Genomic DNA, 21400 nt, shown 5'->3' with positions numbered 1-21400 from the left:
AAAAATAGTTCGATTACATACTACCAAGAAGGATTATACAACATAGCGGCAGTGAATAGCAATGACTGTACGCAAATTGTGCGGAAGTTTTTACATCATCGTATTTTCTAGAATCATGCGCTCAGAGTGTTTAAGTGGTTTGAGCCACCCGCATTCTTCCTGTTCATTCATGACTGCAAAAAAACGATCTGTAGAAGATGATAATGCTACAAATAAATCTAAGTCCAACATTCGTGAACCTTGACAGTACACTTCTATACTGTGTGTACCCATTTTAATGAAGACCTCTCCCTTGATTAAGTGTGTTAATCGATATTCATTATGATATGAATCCAGTTCATCAAAATTTTTCCCTAGGGTATTCTGAATGATGCTATCCAGTTCCCTCTGATTCAACTGATCACATAAATATTCAATTTCTTGATAATTCGTAGAAGGGCCTACTGTTAGTAGCTCAAATAATAAACGTTCACGCCCCATTATGAAGGATTGATACGCTGACTTAATCTTAAATATTTCATACTTCCTCATAACGAACACCTCCTACTATCTATCATAGAACTTGTCTTAAGTAAATCGTGTCAGTTTGCGGAAAACTTCATCACTATTATTGTCGTAAAGCTGCGCAAAAAAATACACGGCTCTGACATAGTAAGAGCCGTGTATTACGTATAATTAATTATTTAATAGATTTGTCATTTCTTTTACAACATTGTCTACAGTAAAACCATACTTTTCAATGACTAAGTCGCCAGGCGCACTCGCACCGAATGTATCGATTGCCATGACAGTTCCTTCATCGCCTGTGTATTTATGCCAGCCGAGGGAAGCTCCCATCTCGATTGCTACTCTCTTTTTGATGTTCTTTGGAAGTACTGAATCTTTATATGCTTGATCCTGCTTCTCAAACAAATCCCATGAAGGCATAGAAACAACACTGACGTCAATATCCTGTTCTTTAAGTGCTTTCTGGGCTTCAACCGCAAGACTTACCTCTGAACCGCTTGCAAGCAGTAAACCGTCCGCTTGTTCTTTAGTAGCAGGTGATACGACATACGCACCTTTTGGTACATATTCCATCGCAAGTTCTTGTGATGTCGGTAATACTTCAAGGTTTTGTCTAGACAGCACTAGGACTGTCGGCGTGTCTTTCGAAGTGGCAGCTATATGCCATGCTGCAGATGTTTCGTTTCCATCTGCTGGACGGATGATAGATAATCCAGGCATTGCACGTAATGAAGCCAATTGTTCAACAGGTTCATGAGTAGGTCCATCTTCTCCAACCGCCACACTATCATGTGTAAAGACATATGTTACAGGCAAGCCCATTAATGCTGACAGACGGATAGCAGGACGTACATAGTCGCTAAACACGAAAAATGTTCCGCCAAATACTTTCACTCCACCGTGAAGCGTCATGCCGTTAAGAGCAGTACCCATCGCGAATTCACGCACACCAAACCAGATATTACGACCCGAATAGTTTTCGGCAGAAAAATCTTCCGCGTTTTTAATCGTCGTCTTATTTGAACCGGCAAGATCCGCACTACCACCGAATAAAGCAGGTATTGCTTTTGCAAGGGCATTGATTGATTCTCCAGATGCTGAACGAGTCGCAACAGAAGCACCTGCTTCATAAACTGGCATTTGTTCTTTTAAATCGCCTGGAAGTTCATTTGCAATTGCTTGTTTAAACTGTGCTGCCAATTCTTTATGTTCATTTTCATAGCTTGCGAATAATTCATTCCATTGTTGCTCTGATTGAACACCCAATTGATCAGTCGCTGAATTAAAGCGGTCATAGACTTCTTCAGGTACATAGAAGTCCTCTTCGAATGTCCACTTATAATACTCTTTCGTAAGAGCCATTTCATCTTCACCTAATGGTGCACCGTGTGCATCTGCTTTACCAGACTTGTTTGGTGAACCATAGCCGATCACAGTTTTCACTTCAATGATTGTCGGCCCGCCTGTATTACCTTTTGCTTTTTCAATTGCATCAGAAACGGATTTTGTATCATTGCCGTCTTCTACACGTGCATAGTTCCAGCCATATGATTCAAAACGCTTTCTAATATTTTCTGAGAATGACATATCCAAATCGCCATCTAAAGAGATGTCGTTACTATCATATAGCACAATCAGTTTATTTAATTGAAGGTGACCCGCCATAGAGATTGCCTCTGCCGCTACACCTTCCATCAAATCTCCGTCTCCGCATAGTGCATAAGTGTAGTGATCGACAATATCAAAACCAGGTTTGTTATATGTTGCGGCTAGATGTTTTTCAGCCATTGCCATGCCTACAGCCATACCAATTCCTTGTCCAAGCGGCCCTGTCGTCGCTTCAACTCCTACTGTATGTCCATACTCTGGATGTCCAGGGGTTTTTGAATCCCATTGTCTGAAATTCTTTATGTCCTCAATTGTCAAGCCGTAGCCGCTTAGATGCAGCAAGCTGTAGAGTAACATCGAGCCGTGTCCTGCTGAAAGTACGAACCGGTCACGATTGAACCATTGAGGGTTTGATGGGTTATGATGTAAATGTTGCGTCCATAATGTGTAAGCCATCGGTGCTGCACCCATCGGTAATCCCGGGTGACCAGAATTCGCTTTTTCAATCGCATCGATTGATAATGTTCGGATTGTCGTTATTGCCAGTTGATCGATTTTTTCGGTCATGCTGTACATCCTTTCCATCCTGCCTCTTATGAGTGTTTTATAGTACGTATTCCTTCTCTAGTGTAGTCAATTCCAGAGTTAATTACAATGTTAATCCTTTACCTATCATCAATTTAACGGCTTTTGGTTCTCTCTTGCCTGTTTGACTTTTTCAGGTGTTACATCATTACCTTCTGGATCTACTACTTTGACTGATTCAATGGTTTCACGCATACTTGAACGGAATGTTTCCAAGTATTCCTTTCTTAGATGTGTCTGTTCTTTTGCTTCCTCAATCGATAATCCTGTTGTTTTCTTTTTATTCGCCAATTCATTAATACGTTTTATTTTCTTTTCCGGTAGCATCTTTAAAAACCTCCATAAGTTAGTCGTTTAATAAAATGTAAACAACCTGAAGGAAAAGTGCAACCTATTAGTGTTCCTGTGCGATAAACTCTTTATATCTTCTATGAACTGTTGCTTTGCTAACCGAATGACCTAACCCATTTAATACGGTTGCAATTTCTTCGTATGTGAGACCTTTGTTACGAAGAGAGACAATTTCTTCTATCGGAAGCTCTAGTCTTTCACGTCCCGGCCCTTGGTCAATATTTCGCAAGTTTTTCGATGGATCAAAGCCTCTGTCAACAGCACGCTTCATTCCTCTACGTATCTTTGCATTATGTAGTTTTCGTTGATATTCTTCTACGATTGCGAGAATTTCTAGTAACATTGAATCCATTTCATTCAGTTCTATCGTACCATTTGAATGATTGGTAATTACAGTCGCTTCACTTTTAGCAATTACATGCAAAATCGCAACCCTAGCATTCCCACGTCCTAATCGCGTTTCATCCTGAATGAATACCGCATCCACAGTATCGTTTTGGATTTGATCCAACATGGATAGAAGACCTTCACGATCCATATCATATCCACTTTGCCGATCAGTATAGACTCCCACACATTCATAAGATAGCTCAGTAGCTAATTTTTCAAGTTCTTCCTGCTGTCTTACAATAGATTGTTCTTGTGTTTCTTTTTCTGTACTCACACGGCAGTATATTACACATTTCTTTTCTGTCATTTAGATCCCACTCCAATTTCAGCTACCCGGATATCTGTTTGTTTATTAACTTTAACAGGCACACGTAGTAATTCACCTGAAACGATTTGATCAGTAGGTAATTCGTTTAATGAACGCACTTGTTCGATCCAGTGGGTGGTCGGTATATCTTCTGAGTAGTTAGAAGCCAGCTGCCATAGTGTATCTCCTTCATTAATAACGATTTCCATATAGTGGTCTTCCTCCGCAATCTTATCGAATTGAACCCAAGCGAAAGATACACAAACTGCTATTAATACTGCGAAATAATAATTGTTTTTGATAAATTCTTTTATAAACTCCATTGTAACTCCTCCTCTAATTCGTACGTTAAGAATACATGTTCGGAATGCTTGTTCTTAATTATAAGAGAACGTATGATTCCATGTCAAGTAAAATTAGAACCTTTGTTTGATTAGTAATCGAACACATGTTATACTATATTCAAAATAGTGGTTCAGTATACCATTGCTCGCAAACTAGTAGAAGAGGTGAATTTGTTGAAGAAAATATCAAAAAGACAAGAAGAAATACTTGCTTTCATAAAAGATGAAGTGCGTTTAAAAGGTTATCCCCCTTCCGTTCGTGAAATTGGAGAAGCTGTGGGACTTGCATCAAGTTCCACGGTTCACGGTCACTTATCACGGCTCGAGAGTAAAGGTTTTATACGCAGGGATCCGACAAAACCTCGCGCTATCGAAGTTTTGGATCCAGAAGGGTTAGATGAATTAAAAAATGGCGTTATGCATGTTCCGTTGATTGGTAAAGTTACAGCAGGCAATCCCATTACAACGATTGAAAATATTGAGGAGTACTTCCCATTGCCGGATACATTTGGTTCTTCAGAGGATGAAATTTTTATGTTGGAGATTGTAGGAGACAGCATGATTGAAGCCGGCATCCTAAACGGAGACCGTGTGATTGTTAGACAAACGCACTCTGCAAGCAATGGTGAAATTGTCGTAGCTATGACAGAAGAAGATGAATCAACCGTTAAACGTTTCTTTAAGGAAAAAGATTATTTTAGACTCCAACCAGAAAACTCTTCTATGGAGCCGATCATTGTAGATCAAGTGTCCATTTTAGGAAAAGTAATCGGTGTATTCCGGATGATTCATTAATGAAAAAAAGTGTATCGAGAAACCTCAAGAGGTTTTCGATACACTTTTTCTTTATACCAACTTCTTTTCAAGCAATTGTTCCATCGAATCTAGTACTGCAGATTTCACATGCTCATACGTCAATCCGCCTTGAATATATGCTGTGTATGGCGGTCTGATTGGGCCGTCAGCTGTCAATTCAATACTGGAACCTTGAATGAACGTACCCGCGGCCATGATGACGTCATCTGCATAACCAGGCATGTAGGATGGCTCTGGGGCATATTGCGCGTTAACCGGTGAGTTTTGCTGGATCATCTGACAGAACGCTATCATTTGCTCAGCGTTTAAAAAGTTCACTGATTGAATTAAATCCGTTCGGAGCTCACTGTAATGCGGTGTCGTATCCATACCGAAGCTACCGAAAAATGCCGATGTGAATAACGCGCCTTTAACCGCCTGACTGACTGTGTGTGGTGCTAAGAAGAATCCTTGATACATCTCAAGTAACGTATCAAGTGAAGCTCCTGCTTCAGCTCCCAGGCCTGGAGAAGTCATGCGATAAGCACACTTCTCAACCAAGTCTTTCCTGCCTGCAATGTAACCACCTGTTCTGGCAAGTCCACCACCTGGATTTTTTATGAGTGAGCCCGCCATTAGGTCTGCTCCAACTTCTACGGGCTCTTTCATTTCCACGAATTCTCCATAGCAATTATCTACAAAGACTACGACATCTTCTTTTATTTTGCGGATTTCTTTAATAATCGCTTCAATTTCATGAATTCTGAATGATGGATTGCTAGAATAGCCCTTAGAACGTTGGATTGCTACGACTTTCGTCTTCGCCGAAATTGTCTTTTTTGCTTTCTCGTAATCGACAGAACCGTCTTCTTTCAAATCAATATGCTGATAGGAAATGTGGAAATCTTCAAGTGAACCCGTATCTTTACCGTTGCCAGAAATGATAGACTCCAACGTATCGTATGGTTTACCTGTAATATAAAGAAGTTCATCACCTGGTCGCAATATCCCAAACAAGCTGATCGTAATAGCATGCGTGCCCGAAATAATTTGATTTCTTACAAGGCAGTCTTCCGCTCCGAATGCATCCGAATACACTTGCTCTAATACATCACGACCACTGTCATCATAACCATAACCTGTTGAACCTGATAAATGAAAATCGCTTACTTGATTTTTTTTGAATGCCTGTAAGACTTTTCTTTGGTTAAAAAATGCAATTTCTTCTACTTTCCTCACATATGGAGCGATTAGTTCTTCCGCTTTTTGTGATGTAGTGAGTAATTCTTCATTAATGGGTGTAATTTGCATATGTAATACCTCATTTCATTTGATCATATTCTATTTTACCAGATGAAGTCTATATACCAAATGAAAGACAACAAAAAAACAGGCAAGCGCCTGTTTATTGTTCATCTTTTAAAATAACTGGTTTTGTAGGAGCATACGTAGAAATAGCATGCTTATAAATAAGCTGTTGTTTACCGTCTGTTTCTAACAACACCGTATAATTATCATACGACTTGATAAGACCTTTTAACTGAAAACCATTTAGTAAAAAAATTGTAACAAAAGTGTTGTTCTTACGTAAAGAATTCAAAAACGTATCTTGCATGTTTCCCTGTGCCATTCAATTGCCTCCTTGTCTATGTTAATTAGTTATTCCATACTTACTTCTGAAAATCCTTTATTATCTGACAAGTTGTTCGAAAAATTTCTTCACTCGATTGATTCGCATCTACCCACTGGACAGGCAATTTATTACGGAAGTAGGTCAGCTGCCTTTTTGCATAATTGCGTGTGTTTTTCATTATCGCTTCTATTGCCTGCTCTTTTGTCAATAGTCCGTCAAAGTAGGAAATCAGTTCTTTATAGCCTATCGCTTGTACGGATTGAGTTTGACGAATTCCTTTATTCCAGAGTTGCTGTACCTCATTAAGTAATCCCGCTTCAACCATTTGTTCTACACGCAGATCGATTCGTTCATACAGTAACTCCCTAGGAAGATCTAGTCCAATAATTAAGGAGTGATACATAGGTTGATTCCCTTGCTGTTGTTCATGGTCTTGTTTTGTTTGGCCCGTCACTTCGAGTATCTCCAGTGCACGGACTAGACGTCTATGATTATTCGGATGAATTTTCTCTGCACTTTTCAGATCCAATTCTGCTAGCCTCGCGTGTAATACATCTGCCCCTTCTACTGCAAGCTCTCGTTCTAAACGCGCTCTCACTTCAGAATCAGCTGCTTGTTCTGTAAATCGATAATCAAACAAAACCGACTGAACATACATTCCACTGCCGCCAACAATAATAGGTAGTTTTCCACGTGATCGAATATCGTCAATCCATTGCCTGACAGCTAGTTGATATTCCGCTACAGAAAATGATTCTGTCGGTTCTTTTACATCAAAGAAATGATGTGGAATCCCCTGCATTTCAGAATGATGAATCTTAGCCGTACCGATATCCAATTCTTTATATACTTGCATTGCATCACCGTTAATGATTTCCCCATTAAATCGTTTTGCAAGTGCCACGCTAAGCGCTGTTTTCCCTGAAGCAGTCGGTCCTACTACTGCTAGTACATCAACGGGTAAGTTCATGTCGTTTCATCCATTCCACGATAGTTGTATAAACTTGTTTATAGTTTGTTTCTTGTAGCATTTCATGTCTTCCACCTTCATATAGCTGAACGGTGACGTATTGTTGATTAGCTTTATCGAATTGTTTGGCTACTTTCCATACACCTTTAGCACGGTCCCCGACCAAGTCATCTGTGCCAGAAAGTAATAAAATCGGTAATTCATTCGGGATGTTTAGTAGGAATTCTGGCACTTCCAATGAATTCATTCCTTCAAGTAACACACGAAACAGTTGAGCAGTTGGCACAAATCCACATGCTCCATCCTCTTCATAATCAACTACACTCTCCACATCGCGTGATAGCCAAGCAAATTCACTTTCATCAGGAAATTGTTTCGAATAATTACCGAAGACCAAACTGTTCAAGAACTCATCCGGTTGCTCTTTTGGGAATTTATTTTCTCTATACGAAGCCAATGCAATCGCAGCATGTGCAGTAAGCTCAGAATTGGTTCCAGTACCCGACAGGATGACTTTGCTTAGCGTAGAGCCGTATAGCTGGATATAGCGCCTTGCAACGAAAGAACCCATACTATGTCCCAATAGCACTACCGGTAGCTCTGGGTATTGTAGTTGATACACTTGATTCACTTCAAACGTATCATCTACTAATTGGTCAAATGTAGCAGACTTACCTATATAGCCGTAAACAAAACCATTTTCCGTAGCCGTCTTACCGTGACCTCTTTGGTCATGCAACGTTACGACATACCCTTGTGACTGCAAGTACTCTGCGAATCGTTTATAGCGACCGCTATGTTCAGCCAATCCGTGAATGATATGCACACGGGCTACCGGCTTAGTATCAGGTGTATAACTCGTACTATACACTTTAGTGCCATCACGCATTTCAATCCACTGGTCTGTCATGAACTTGCACTTCCTTTCGCTTCTGCAATTGCATTTTTCAAATCATTAGCATGAATAGATTTCTCACTGTCTGTATAATGCAACAACTTTGCTATATAGTCGATTACTTGTGTCGCTAATGATTCCACAACATCGATCTGGAAATACAGATCCCCTTTTCTGCGGATAAAGAAATCACTTGGCGATGTGACCATTTCATGATGAATTCCATATAAGATCTCCGCACGCAAACTGATTGGCAAATTGTTCTCCTCTGCTGAAATCGCGTGGGCGAATCGGAAAACTTTTTCACTATTTCTTCCATAAAATGAAGCAAGACGCGTCCCTTGTTGTGGAGTTAGTCCGAACTGGGGTGCTCGCGCTGCCTGTAATTCAATAAATTGCCTTAAGGCTTCATCGTCTATGAAATCACTTCCTGATACAGGGATATTCTTCGTTTCACATGGCTTAATAGACGGCTTTTCTAGTTGTTCATTAATTCGATCCACTACAATTTCCGCCATTTGTCGATAGCCTGTTAACTTTCCCCCTGCAATCGTCAGTAATCCAGGAACTGTTTCCCACACTTCATCTCTTCTTGAAATCTCAGATGCATCCTTGCCGTCTTGCGCAATCAATGGTCGAATGCCGGCCCATGTGGATTCCACATGTTGGCGTTGCAAATGAATGCTTGGGAAAATTTCGCGAACTGCTTCCATGATGTAGTGTATATCATCTTCTGTCGCTATAGGATGCTGTTTATCATCCGAATAAAATGTATCAGTCGTACCGATATACGTTTTATTATCCCGTGGAATGGCGAATAACATTCGGCCATCCGAGTTATCAAAATAAATTGCTTGTTGCAACGGGAATATAGATTGATCTACTACAATATGGGCACCTTTCGTAATGTGTAATCGCTTTTTATGTTTGCTGCTGATTTTCTTTTGTAGTTCGTCAACCCATGGACCGGATGCATTGATTACCATTGAAGCCGCCACGGAAAATCGTTCACCCGTTAGTTGATCACTTAAGACTGCTCCAACGACACGATCTTTCTCAAAGTTAAATTGTTCGCACTTCATATAGTTCAGACAAAGCGCACCTTTTTCTGCCGCTTTCTTCAGTACCTCAATTGTCAAACGCGCATCATCCGTCTGATACTCCACATAATGACCGCCACCTTTTAACCGCTCTTTTTTCAGTAATGGTTCAAGTTCAGCCGTTTCTTCTTTCGTCAACATCTCACGGCGTTCTGCAGGCTTTACACCTGCTAGTAAATCGTAGACGAGAAGCCCAGCCGAAGTGGAGTACTTGCCATACGTTCCTTTTTGATAGATCGGCAATAGCATAGGTCTTGATTTCGTGATATTTCGAGAATTACGGAAAACGATTTCTCGTTCCTTTCCCGTTTCTGCCACTATTTTCACTTCTAATTGTTTTAAATAGCGCAAACCACCATGTATCAGTTTTGTTGAACGGCTAGATGTTCCTGCCGCAAAGTCTTGCATATCAATCAGGGCAACCGAAAATCCTCTCGCAGCCGCATCCAATGCGATTCCTGCACCTGTGATCCCTCCACCGACAACTAAAACATCGAATGAAAAGTTTCTCAAGTCCTGAATTCTGCTCGATCTTTCTAATGTAGAAAACATACAATCGCTCCTTTCTGATGTGCTATGTTACATCACTCGTTTAAACATTTTCTCTAATTCATACGTTGTAAAATGGATCAATACCGGACGACCATGCGGACATGTATATGGATTATGACAAGCCCCTAGATCCGTGAGTAAGCGTTCCATATCTTCTTGCCTTAAGTAATAATTTGCTTTGATCGATTTTTTACAACTCATCATAATCGCACTTTCTTCACGCAATTTCTCGACGTCGACTTTGCGTTTCTCGAGTACTTGCTCAATCATTTCTTCTATGATCGAAGTTGCTTGTCCTTCAGGGAACCATGAAGGATACTCTTTTACGGTATATGTCGCTGGACCGAACGCTTCTAAAAATACACCGACTTCTTCCAATGCATCTTTACACTCTTCTATTTTTACTTGTTCATCAGCTGAGTAATGGAAAACAAGTGGCAAAAGTAATTGCTGACGTTCACCTGCATCCACCTGGCCAAGTTTCACTTTAAAGTATTCATATTTAATTCGTTCTTGCGCTGCGTGCTGGTCGATTAAATAAAACCCATCTTCATTTTGCGCCACTATATACGTTCCATGAACTTGTCCGATCGGTGCGATTGAAGGGAAATGACTCTTCTCCTGCTGTTCCTGTTCATAGACAACAGGCTCTTGTGGCACGGGTTCTTCCTGCTGTTCAAAAATAGCTTCAGGAAAGACTGGCGTGGGTTGCTTTATAATAGGCTCTTCCGCAGGAACAATGGATGGTTGTATTTCTCGTCCTTCTAACGGAACCGTCACTTCAGGCCGACGATAGGAAGGTGTCCAAATCGTCTGTTGTTCTGAGTCTCTTTTAACAGGCTTCTCTTTCTTTACAGCGTCAGGGATAATAGTGACTCCTTGAATAGCCTCCCTGATTGCTCCCTTTATCAAGGAGAGTAATTCCCCTTCTTTACTAATACGAATATGCCGCTTCGCGGGATGTACGTTGACATCTGTCAAAATAGGATCTGCTGTAATATCAATAACTGCAATTGGAAACCTACCAATAGGCAAGTACGTATGCATCGCATCAATAGCTGCTTGCGTTCCTGCATAGCTTTTAATCCAACGTCCATTCATTAAAAGTGAAATATAATTTTTAGATGCACGTGTCATCTCAGGAAGTGTAATAAAACCCTTCACTTTGAAATCAGCATCTTCTTTTTGGAACGGTATCATTTTCCGCGCAACTCCGACACCGTATATATCTGATAATACCCGTAATATGTCTCCTGAACCCGATGTTCTAAGAACTTCATGATGATCGTGAGTGAGTGTAAAAGAAATGTCAGGATGACTCAGTGCTAATCGATTCAATAAATCTATCGTATGTCCGAGTTCCGTCTGAATGGTTTTCATATATTTTAAACGTGCTGGTGTGTTGAAGAATAGATGTTGAATAAGAAAGTCTGTCCCTTTTCGTAAAGCCCCCGCTTGATATTTCAGTACTTTACCGCCCTCAATCTCTACAACAGCCCCGTCTACGCCATCCGAAGTCCATAACGATACTTTTGATACTGCCGCGATACTTGCTAATGCCTCTCCGCGAAAACCGAGCGTACGTATTCGAAACAAGTCATGCTCATTAGTTATTTTACTAGTAGCATGCCTTTCGAAACAGCGGATTGCATCCTCTTCGGACATACCCTTGCCGTTATCGGTCACTCGAATGGAAGACAACCCTGCTTCGACGAGAGTTACTTCGATTTTGGTACTTTGCGCATCAATCGCATTTTCCACTAGTTCCTTGACGATGGAAGCAGGACGTTCCACCACTTCTCCCGCCGCAATTTTATTGGCCAGTGTGTCTTCCATGATGTGAATTTGATTCATCCGCTTCACCCCTTCTTCTCAGTTGTCAAACGTTCTTTCCACTCCATTATTTTTTGCATCGTTTGCATCGGTGTCATATTCATCAAATCTACCGCTTCAATTTCATCAAGTAATTTTTGTGTTTCCACAGAAACAGTCGGTTCACTATCCGTATCAAACAAAGCGAGCTGCTCTGACACAGAAGAGACGCCTTTCATTGTACTATCTTCTTCAAATCGCTGTAATAAGGTTTTCGCACGTCCCACAACGTCGGCAGGTAGACCTGCTAGCTCAGCTACATGAATTCCGTAGCTTCGATCGGCTGCACCGGATAATACTTTATGAAGGAATACGACTTTACCATTTTGCTCTTTGGCCGCGACATGGACATTTAATAAGCGATCTAATACATCTTCCAATTGTGTGAGTTCATGATAGTGTGTAGAAAATAATGTGTTAGCTCCGATTTCCTCATGGATATATTCCATCATGGCTTGTGCAAGTGCCATCCCGTCATACGTTGAAGTACCACGCCCGATCTCGTCAAACAACAAAAGGCTATGGGACGACGCATGAGCCAATGCATATTGAGACTCCATCATTTCCATCATGAATGTACTCTGTCCAGATGCCACGTCATCTGCTGCTCCTATTCGTGTGAAAATTTGATCTGTAATAGGCAGTGTAGCTGTTTCACAAGGGACGAAACAACCGATTTGAGCCATCACTACAGTCAAAGCTACTTGACGCATATACGTACTTTTACCCGACATATTAGGACCCGTAATAAGCAACATATTTTCCTCTTCAGCTAGCGTACACGAATTTGGGATATACAGTGAATGATTCATCATTTTTTCAACGACTGGATGCCGGCCGTTTTGAATGTCGACTGCCTTCCCTGTATGGAATTCCGGCCGAACATATTGATTCTTTTCGGACACTTTAGCAAATGATAGCAAAACATCCAGTTCACTAATCACAGAAGCTAATTGTTGAATTCGTTGTACATCATCCTTTACTTGTTCGCGAACCGACTGGAATAAGTCCAGCTCCAATGTCTGGCTGTCCGCTTCCGCGTTTAGAATTAGTTCTTCTTTTTCTTTTAGCTCCGTCGTTATGTATCGCTCCGCGTTCGCTAGTGTCTGCTTACGTTCGTAGCGAGATAAGTCAGCTAAATGAATATTGGATTTAGTAATTTCGATATAATACCCAAAGACCCGATTATAGCCGATTTTCAAAGTTTTTATTCCCGTCAGTTGTCGCTCTTTCTGCTCAAGTTGTGCTAGCCATGTTTTTCCGTTACGAGATGCATTTCGAAGCTCATCTAGTTTTTCATGATAGCCGTCCAAAATTAATCCACCGTCTTTACTAGATATCGGCGGGTTTACTGCAATAGCATCTGATAATAGTTGGAATGTTTCCCCGCAAGGATCCATACGATCAGCAAAACGCTGCAACATAGGACGCTTCGAGTCTTCAAGCAACTGTTTTAGTTTCGGTATATGTGACAAAGAATTTCGTAGTTGCGCTAGATCGCGTGCACTTGCACTGCCCATAGAAATTCTTCCTGCAAGTCGTTCTACATCGTAGACTTCATGTAATTCTTCTAATAACTCTTCACGCAAGAAATACTCATCAACTAAATTATTTACAGTTTCCAGACGTTCTTCAATCGCTTGGCGCTGCGCCAAAGGCTGATGAATCCACATCCGTAACTTCCTCGCACCCATCGCCGTAACAGTTTCGTCGAGTACCCAGAATAATGTCCCTTCTTTTTTGCCGGTCCGAATCGTTTGCACGAGCTCTAAATTTCGCATTGAGTTCGCATCAATTGATAACTTTGCATCTTTCTCTATATAAATGAAAGGTCGAATATGACCGAAAACCATTTTTTGCATACGAAGTAGATACGATTGCAATTTACGGCAAGCTTCCTGTAGTTCTTTTGGGAGATGATCATATGTATCGTGACCAATTGACCCCGAATGCTCCGTATCTTCAATTGAAAGCATAATTTCGCGGCTTTCGAACAGTTCTGCCAAAATAACATGAAGTTGTTGATCAACAATAATTTCCTTCATGCCAAGCGCTTCGATTTCTGCCAGTAGCGTTCGCTCACTTCCCTCAATCAACTCTACTTTTCCTTCCCCAGTACCAACATCAAGATAAGCTAATGCGTAACATTGATCGCCCAAGCTATCGATAGCACCGATGAAATGATTGGCCTCGACATCAATCGTTTTACCTTCCGTTAATGTACCAGGTGTAATAACTTTAACGACTTCACGTTTCACAATTCCTTTAACGTTTCGCGGATCTTCCATTTGTTCACATATCGCTACTTTATGACCTTTGTGGATTAATGTTTCAATATATCCGGTAGCGGAATGATAAGGTATGCCGCACATCGGTATACGTTCTCGTGCACCTGAATCCCTGCTCGTTAACGTAATTTCTAATAATGCAGATGCATTAACCGCATCCTCAAAAAACATTTCATAGAAATCTCCTAAACGGAAGAATAGAAATGCGTCTGTATATTGCTCTTTAATTTTCAAATATTGTTGCATCATTGGTGTATGTTCAGACATGGTAAACCCTCTTTTTCTCGCTCATTTTCTATACATTATACCAAACACCTTTAGACTTAACGAATCAAAAGGGGTCGATGTAGCTTAAAAAGGAAGATAGACATAGCTAGATAAATGAATCATTCTGTAGAAAACAAATAAAAACCATCCCCGCTTTTGATAAGCCAAGATAGTTTATTATTTTCTATATCAGTATTCTACTATTATGCTATTTCGTGCTTAGAAGTCACTGTAAATGGAACGGCGAGTATTACTGTATAATGGGGAGCTACAGGTTTCAAAAATATTTTCACTAGTCGATACTGACCGGGTACGAGTGTCACTCCAAGAGTCTCTACAGAAAATGATTGTTGAATATCCTTGCCTGGCGCGAGCAAATAACCCAGATTAGTAAAACGTGGATTTTCATAGAACACGGAATCAGAATGCGTTAACGTATACCATTCGTCATTTTTGAATACTTCTATTTGATAGTATTCACCATATTCATAACTGGTTTGGCTATCATTCTTCAATATCGTATGGAATAACGGCATGCCTTCCTCGTATTGATGTTCAGAGATCAAGAATGTCAAACCCCGCTCATGTGATTTCAGTTCCTGTTGCGGTGAAGGGGCTGTGAGAGTTTGTATTGTATTTCCTTTTCCACATGACGTCAGCAGTGTCAAGGCAAATAGAAGTATAAGCCATTTTAACTTTACCATAGGATCCCTCCTATCTATAGACTACATCTATTATTATAAAATTAACTTGACCCACATCATTTCTTCTACTGATTACAAAAGAAAAAAAGCCGGTGAATCTCCGGCTTTTAAAATGGTGAATCTTTACGTGGTGGTTGGTGAGGCCTCTCTTGATTCGGAACTTCTTTATTCGTTTTATCTTCCATCACAACAGATGAAGACTCTGATTCTAGTATTGGCCACTCTTCATCATGTGGATGAGGATGAATGGTTACAGAAACTTTTGTCTCACCGATCATCTCGACTAATAATTCTCTTTCAATAGAAATTGAAAAGTTTTGGCCACATTCAGAAATACTAGCCTCTGTACAGTTAGGATGCTGTAATACTGTGACAATCGTTTCTTCTTTAGCCGATGTCGGCTCATCGCGATAATGCAATGCGATCTTATCCTTATAAGGTACCGACTCAGTAAAGACAGATGTTTTGGAATGATCATGATGTGAGTACCAAACATTCACATCAAAACTACCTGTTACTTCCACATGCGAACCGACTTTCTTGGCTTGATGCGTGTGATTAATCACCCAACACCCTAATATGCTGGAAGGACGATTAGGTGGCTTCAGCAGCTCAGTAGTTTCTGATCGATGCTTCCCTTTGGCGATAACAGCTTTCGTCACAATTTGTCGTAAGTTTTTCAGTTTTCTTCCTCCTTCTTTGGCTTCTATCCATCCTATGCAACAGCAGCCCAAAAATTGAAAAAATCGGCAAGGAATTTTCTCCTTAGCCGATTTTATATTTAAGACAATGATTTTTTCTGTGTATTCTTTACATATGAGCCTGTTTCGCCGCGCAATAAATCGCCGCCTGTTGATTCAATAATTTCATCTGTTACACTGTTTGCGATTGTATTGGAAACCAGTTGCAGCAAGTCATTCACTTCGTCTTGAGACTGTTTGAATTCTTGTACCAATGGAATCGCATCAATTTCACCTTGAACTTGTTCGATTTTCTTTTCGATCGCTTTTAATGCACGTTCTTTTTCGTAGTTTTGGAAGTTCACTGCCTGTGTTTGAAGTGATTTCATACTAGCAATTTTTTCACGTACTTTTTGATTTTCATTGATTTGGGCTTCTGCACGCTTATAAAATTCAACTTCCTCTGTATTTGCCAACATATGTGCCAAATCACGTGCTTTTTCTATAATTTCGTCTTTCGTAAACTTCTTTTCCATTATGACATCACCTTTTCCTCTTTGACCACTCCGATGAATTCACCGTTTAGTGACCATGATTTTGCTTCTTTAATTTGAACTTCCACTATCTTACCGATTACAGAACGCGGCCCTACAAAGTTTACCAGCTTGCTTTTTTCTGTATAACCGGCGAGTACATCAGGGTTCTTCTTACTTTCCCCTTCAACCAGCACTTTTACAATCTGTCCTTCATATGGCTTCATCGCTTCTGCAGACAGTTCGTTTACCAGCTTGTTTAGACGCTGTAAACGCTCCTTTTTCACTTCCATTGTTACATTATCCTGCATCTTCGCAGCCGGTGTTCCTTCACGCGGTGAATAGATATATGTGAACGCCATATCGAAACCGACTTCACGATAAAGAGACATCGTTTCTTCAAACTGTTCGTCTGTTTCATTGGGGAATCCAACAATTATATCTGTTGTCAATGATGCAGTAGGAATCGCAGTTTTAATTTTATTTACTAACTCCAAGTAACTTTCGCGTGTGTATTTACGGGCCATAATTTTCAGCATATCGGATGAACCTGACTGAACGGGCAAATGAATATGATCGACAAGATTGCCACCTTTTGCGAGCACTTCAATTAAGTGATCATCGAAGTCACGCGGATGACTCGTTGTGAAACGAATCCGGGGTATATCAATCAAACGCAGGGCATCCATCAGGTCACCCAGCCGGTAATTGATATCATCAAAGTCTTTGCCGTACGCATTGACGTTCTGACCAAGCAAGGTAATCTCTTTATATCCCTCTGCAGCCAGCTGACGGACTTCCTGAATGATGTCATCCGGTCGTCTGCTGCGTTCTTTTCCACGTGTATACGGCACGATACAGTACGTACAGAACTTATCGCATCCATACATAATATTAACCCATGCTTTCACCTTGCCGTTACGAACCTTCGGTAAATCTTCAATCACGTCGCCTTCTTTTGACCACACTTCTATGACCATCTCTTTTGACATATAGGCTTCATGTAAAATGTTCGGCAAACGATGGATATTATGTGTTCCAAAAATCATATCTACTTGATCATACGTTTTTAAAATTTTATTTACAACGGATTCCTCTTGCGACATGCAACCACAAACGCCGATTAACAAATCAGGGTTTGTCAATTTGAGTGGTTTATAATGACCTAATTCACCAAACACTTTATTTTCAGCATTTTCACGGATTGCGCATGTATTGAGTAATATAACGTCTGCTTCTTTTACATTGTCAGTTGCATCATATCCTAATGCCATTAGAATCCCTGCGATCACTTCCGTATCGTGTTCGTTCATTTGACAGCCAAATGTTCGAATAAAGAACTTTCGACCTTGTCCCATTCCTCTAAAGCGTTGATCTATTTGAAAGTTATCGTGATATTCCACTTCTTCTTTCCCGCGTTTTTTTGCGTCTTTTAGAGAAGGCCCGCTATACACAGACTCGAAGTATTTGCTATAGTCTTTCTCTTTAATGTCTGGTTTTGAATTATTTTTTGTAGCGAGTCCAGCTTGCAAGCGCTGTTCTTCATTCATTGTAGAAGCCCCTTTCTATTACTTATCGGGAAATAAGCATACATGATGTTATTATACTGAAGTTTTGTCTGATATGACAGCAATGCGGGAAAATGTCGCTGGTTTGTCATGAAAAAAAGACCACGAATGAAGTGCTCGTGGTCTTTTGTATTCTACTTGCGCTCTTTTTTTTCAATGAAAAGTTTGAGTGCCGTTCTAGCTTCCCCATTGATTTCAATATCGGTGAAGGCAGGCGCACAAATTAAGTCGCCTCCGCTTGGTGCTACGAATCCTCTTGCGATAGCAATTGCCTTCACTGCTTGATTTAATGCTCCAGCACCGACTGCCTGGATCTCGGCATAGCCTTGTTCACGAATAACTGCAACCAATGCTCCTGCTACTGAGTTCGGATTTGAGCGAGATGATACTTTTAAGGGACTCACGATATTTCCTCCTTATTTTGCAATGTCTATGGAAAGCGTATATTCCATACAACATCCTATGATAAGCAAGGAGGATTTAGACACCTAGATATTTAGTTTTTGAACGGATGATCTTCGTTGATTCGAATCCGCTCAATTTTAAGTGCCTTGCCTGTTTTGTCATCCAATTCTACAAACATACCGTTTAGCTGAGGTCTTCCACTTTTCGGTACCTCAAAGCGTGTTGGCAAGTTAGTATAGAAACGATATAATACATCTTCTTTTTTCATTCCTAAAATCTCATCATACGGGCCTGTCATTCCTGCATCTGTTAAATAGGCAGTCCCGCCTGGTAAAATTCGATCGTCAGCAGTTTGTACATGTGTATGTGTTCCTACGACAGCGGATACTTTCCCGTCTAAATGCCAGCCCATTGCAATCTTTTCACTTGTTGCTTCTGCATGGAAATCAACAAAGACTAACGGCGATGTTTGCAAGGCTTCTTCCACCAATTCATCTGCTTTTGCAAACGGATCATCATGTGGAGGCAAAAATGTGCGGCCGTGTAAATTAATCACAGAAAGAGTAACGCCATTTTTTGTTATCGATGTCATGCCTTTACCTGGTGCTTGTTCTGAGAAGTTAGCAGGACGAATCAAGTAATCCACTTCATCTATAAAATCATAAATCTCACGTTGATCCCAAGTATGGTTACCCATCGTGATAACATCTACTCCCGCATGCAATAAATCATGATAGATGGATTTTGTAATTCCTCTGCCTGAAGCTGCATTTTCACCATTTGCGATGATCACATCTGCTTGATATTTGCGTTTCAAACGCGATAAATAATCCATCACCATTTCTCTTCCCATTGATCCTACGATATCTCCAATAAATAGTACTTTCATTTACAATAACCTCTTTCCAAAATGAAAACAGCTTCCAAACGAACCGGAAGCTGTTTTGTGTTAGGTATTATTTTGCATACTCGACTGCGCGGGTCTCCCGTATGACCGTCACTTTGATATGCCCTGGATAGTTTAATTCTTCCTCAATTTGCTTTCGTATATCACGTGCTAAGCGATGTGCGGTAATATCATCGATCTGTTCAGGGCGAACAATAATTCGCACTTCCCGTCCTGCCTGAATGGCAAATGACTTCTCAACACCTTCGTATGATTCCGAAATTTCTTCAAGTTTTTGCAGACGTTTTATATAGTTTTCCAGTGTTTCACTACGAGCACCTGGTCTCGCTGCAGATAATGCATCTGCCGCTGCTACAAGTACTGCTATAACTGAAGTTGCTTCTTCATCACCGTGATGGGAAGCAATACTGTTAATGACAACTGGATGTTCTTTATATTTCACTGCTAATTCTTTACCAATTTGTACGTGACTACCTTCTACCTCGTGGTCTATCGCTTTACCAATATCATGAAGTAAACCGGCACGTCTAGCAAGTGTAACGTCTTCTCCAAGCTCTGCTGCCAGTAAGCCAGTTAAATAGGCTACTTCGATTGAGTGTTTCAAGACGTTCTGTCCGTAACTCGTGCGGAAGTGCAAGCGACCAAGAATTTTGATCATATCCGGATGCAAGTTGTGAACACCTACATCGAATGTAGTTTGTTCTCCCTTTTCTCGAATTAACTCGTCCACTTCTCTTCTGGATTTGTCGACCATTTCTTCGATACGTGCAGGGTGGATTCGTCCATCCTGAACTAACTTCTCCAGAGCCAATCTTGCTGTTTCTCTTCGAACTGGATCAAAACCAGAAAGAATGACAGCTTCCGGCGTATCGTCAATAATCAGATCAATTCCTGTAAGCGTCTCGAGTGTGCGAATATTTCGCCCTTCTCGACCAATGATGCGACCTTTCATCTCATCATTTGGTAAATTAACGACAGAGACTGTTGTTTCTGCCACATGATCTGCCGCAAACCGTTGCAATGCCAATGATAGGATTTCACGGGCTTTACGTTCGGATTCCTCTTTAGCTCTTTGCTCGGATTCTTTTGTCATGACAGCAATATCAGTAGCTAGCTCTTCTTCTACATCTTCCAAGATAATGCGCTTTGCTTCATCTCTTGTTAACGAAGAAATTCTTTCCAGTTCAGTCTTTTGTGTAGTAACGAGTTGTTCCGCTTTGCGTTCCATCTCTTCAATATGCTGTTGTCTTTCTAATAGCGCATCTTCTTTGCGCTCTAGACCTGCTTCTCTTTTATTGAGCGCATCATCCTTGCGATCAAGGTTTTCTTCACGCTGTAAGAGACGGTTTTCTTGTTTCTGTAATTCCGTCCTTCTCTCACGGACTTCTGTTTCTGCTTCAATCCGCAGTTCGTGAGTTTCATCTTTCGCTTCTAACAGTGCCTCTTTCTTCACTGACTCCGCTTCACGCTTCGCCTCTTCGACGAGTTGGTTGGCAGTATGCTTGGCACCAGTTACTTTTGAATCATTCACATTTTTCAATATAAAAAAGCTAACAACTGCACCGACGATGAGACTTAGCAAAACGGAGATGAGTATTTCAATACCCATTGAGGTCACCTCCTTCTGCTTATTCTTTTCTTTTCAGTCGGCTCGTATAATCAATTTTGCCACGGCGAATATATTCACTTTACTTGTTATCGGAGCTTCCCGATAATGTCCCGACGATCTGTGAAAACGCCGAAGGCTTAACTTAATCCAACGGGTAGTAGAAAACCTGTTGTTTCGGGACTAAATTTCTATTGATGTCACTACTTTTTACTTAATTTTTCATATTGCTGAATTAAGTTAAAATCAATATACCGCCAAAAACAATTGATTGGTTTGTTAAATATAGGACGTATATAATACGCCACTTTAATTGTATAGTTGTATTTTTATTGTGTCAAGGAATGATAGAGGAAAAATGATTCTACTGAAGCTTTTTGTTTGGTTTACTCGAGTATCCTCACTTTACACTTTATCTATTTATTCAATTGCAATTCTAGTTCCATGACAAGACAAAGAATGCCATACTTATGCAGGTTGGTTATTTTTAACTTGTTAAAAAAACCGCCAATTTTTGAATTGGCGGTTTTACA

20 protein-coding genes are annotated in these 21400 nt (G+C 40.6%); 1 reads left to right on the top strand and 19 read right to left on the bottom strand.

The genetic code is table 11. The annotated features are described in order from the left end of the window. Window positions 1-90: 90 nt before the first annotated feature. From sirA to yneA, 5 genes are all read right to left on the bottom strand, one after another. On the bottom strand, window positions 91-531 hold the full coding sequence (sirA, locus tag SporoP17a_RS15450; protein WP_083035510.1) for a sporulation inhibitor of replication protein SirA: 441 nt from the start codon (window positions 529-531) through the stop codon (window positions 91-93). 144 nt (window positions 532-675) lie between these two features. Continuing rightward, on the bottom strand, window positions 676-2682 hold the full coding sequence (gene tkt / locus SporoP17a_RS15445) for a transketolase (protein WP_083035509.1): 2007 nt from the start codon (window positions 2680-2682) through the stop codon (window positions 676-678). 108 nt (window positions 2683-2790) lie between these two features. Next, window positions 2791-3027 carry a DUF896 domain-containing protein gene (locus tag SporoP17a_RS15440; protein WP_083035508.1) on the bottom strand — a complete coding sequence of 79 codons (237 nt, stop codon included), beginning with the start codon at window positions 3025-3027 and terminating at the stop codon, window positions 2791-2793. A 67-nt stretch (window positions 3028-3094) separates the two neighbouring features. Then, window positions 3095-3748, bottom strand: coding sequence for a YneB family resolvase-like protein (locus tag SporoP17a_RS15435; protein ID WP_083035507.1), 654 nt, complete (start codon window positions 3746-3748; stop codon window positions 3095-3097). After that, window positions 3745-4071, bottom strand: a complete 327-nt coding sequence (gene yneA, locus SporoP17a_RS15430) for a cell division suppressor protein YneA (RefSeq protein WP_083035506.1) — start codon at window positions 4069-4071, stop codon at window positions 3745-3747. Before yneA ends, SporoP17a_RS15435 begins: the two co-directional genes overlap by 4 nt. A gap of 195 nt (window positions 4072-4266) precedes the next feature. Between yneA and lexA the strand changes: the two genes are divergently transcribed. After that, complete coding sequence (lexA, locus tag SporoP17a_RS15425; RefSeq protein ID WP_083035505.1) at window positions 4267-4887, top strand: transcriptional repressor LexA; 621 nt, start codon at window positions 4267-4269, stop codon at window positions 4885-4887. A 51-nt stretch (window positions 4888-4938) separates the two neighbouring features. On the opposite strand, the gene SporoP17a_RS15420 is transcribed toward lexA, so the two are convergent. The 14 genes from SporoP17a_RS15420 to rny form a co-directional block, all read right to left on the bottom strand. Continuing rightward, a complete protein-coding gene (locus SporoP17a_RS15420; RefSeq protein WP_083035504.1) occupies window positions 4939-6198 on the bottom strand; it encodes a methionine gamma-lyase family protein in 1260 nt (419 codons plus the stop codon). 94 nt (window positions 6199-6292) lie between these two features. Further along, window positions 6293-6517: an RNA chaperone Hfq gene (hfq, locus tag SporoP17a_RS15415; protein ID WP_083035503.1), complete on the bottom strand. Its 225-nt coding sequence runs from the start codon at window positions 6515-6517 to the stop codon at window positions 6293-6295. Window positions 6518-6557: 40 nt separating this feature from the next. After that, complete coding sequence (gene miaA, locus SporoP17a_RS15410; protein ID WP_083035502.1) at window positions 6558-7490, bottom strand: tRNA (adenosine(37)-N6)-dimethylallyltransferase MiaA; 933 nt, start codon at window positions 7488-7490, stop codon at window positions 6558-6560. Beyond that, window positions 7474-8400, bottom strand: a complete 927-nt coding sequence (locus SporoP17a_RS15405; RefSeq protein ID WP_083035501.1) for an alpha/beta hydrolase — start codon at window positions 8398-8400, stop codon at window positions 7474-7476. The genes miaA and SporoP17a_RS15405 overlap by 17 nt, the downstream gene beginning before the upstream one ends. Then, window positions 8397-10037, bottom strand: coding sequence for a glycerol-3-phosphate dehydrogenase/oxidase (locus SporoP17a_RS15400; protein WP_083035500.1), 1641 nt, complete (start codon window positions 10035-10037; stop codon window positions 8397-8399). Before SporoP17a_RS15400 ends, SporoP17a_RS15405 begins: the two co-directional genes overlap by 4 nt. A 27-nt stretch (window positions 10038-10064) precedes the next feature. Further along, window positions 10065-11891, bottom strand: a complete 1827-nt coding sequence (gene mutL / locus SporoP17a_RS15395) for a DNA mismatch repair endonuclease MutL (RefSeq protein WP_083035499.1) — start codon at window positions 11889-11891, stop codon at window positions 10065-10067. A 5-nt stretch (window positions 11892-11896) separates the two neighbouring features. Next, complete coding sequence (gene mutS / locus SporoP17a_RS15390) at window positions 11897-14464, bottom strand: DNA mismatch repair protein MutS (RefSeq protein WP_083035498.1); 2568 nt, start codon at window positions 14462-14464, stop codon at window positions 11897-11899. 203 nt (window positions 14465-14667) lie between these two features. Then, the gene (locus tag SporoP17a_RS15385; RefSeq protein ID WP_083035497.1) at window positions 14668-15168 is read right to left on the bottom strand and encodes an immunoglobulin-like domain-containing protein; all 501 of its coding nucleotides are present in this window, start codon (window positions 15166-15168) and stop codon (window positions 14668-14670) included. A 107-nt stretch (window positions 15169-15275) separates the two neighbouring features. Beyond that, window positions 15276-15830: an outer spore coat protein CotE gene (gene cotE, locus SporoP17a_RS15380; protein ID WP_083035496.1), complete on the bottom strand. Its 555-nt coding sequence runs from the start codon at window positions 15828-15830 to the stop codon at window positions 15276-15278. Between the two features lie 119 nt (window positions 15831-15949). Next, the gene (locus SporoP17a_RS15375; protein WP_083035495.1) at window positions 15950-16384 is read right to left on the bottom strand and encodes a YlbF/YmcA family competence regulator; all 435 of its coding nucleotides are present in this window, start codon (window positions 16382-16384) and stop codon (window positions 15950-15952) included. Beyond that, entirely contained in the window at window positions 16384-17931 is a 1548-nt protein-coding gene (gene miaB / locus SporoP17a_RS15370; protein ID WP_083035494.1) for a tRNA (N6-isopentenyl adenosine(37)-C2)-methylthiotransferase MiaB, read from the bottom strand. The genes SporoP17a_RS15375 and miaB overlap by 1 nt, the downstream gene beginning before the upstream one ends. 152 nt (window positions 17932-18083) lie before the next feature. Then, complete coding sequence (locus SporoP17a_RS15365) at window positions 18084-18353, bottom strand: stage V sporulation protein S (protein WP_083035493.1); 270 nt, start codon at window positions 18351-18353, stop codon at window positions 18084-18086. A 92-nt stretch (window positions 18354-18445) separates the two neighbouring features. After that, entirely contained in the window at window positions 18446-19243 is a 798-nt protein-coding gene (locus tag SporoP17a_RS15360) for a TIGR00282 family metallophosphoesterase (protein ID WP_083035492.1), read from the bottom strand. A 67-nt stretch (window positions 19244-19310) separates the two neighbouring features. Then, entirely contained in the window at window positions 19311-20870 is a 1560-nt protein-coding gene (gene rny / locus SporoP17a_RS15355) for a ribonuclease Y (RefSeq protein ID WP_083035491.1), read from the bottom strand. Between the last annotated feature and the right edge of the window lie 530 nt (window positions 20871-21400).

The sequence above is a fragment of the Sporosarcina ureae genome (assembly GCF_002082015.1).
Lineage (GTDB): Bacteria > Bacillota > Bacilli > Bacillales_A > Planococcaceae > Sporosarcina > Sporosarcina ureae_A.
Note: the sequence above shows the minus strand (reverse complement) of the source record. Positions and strands in the feature narration are given on the sequence as shown.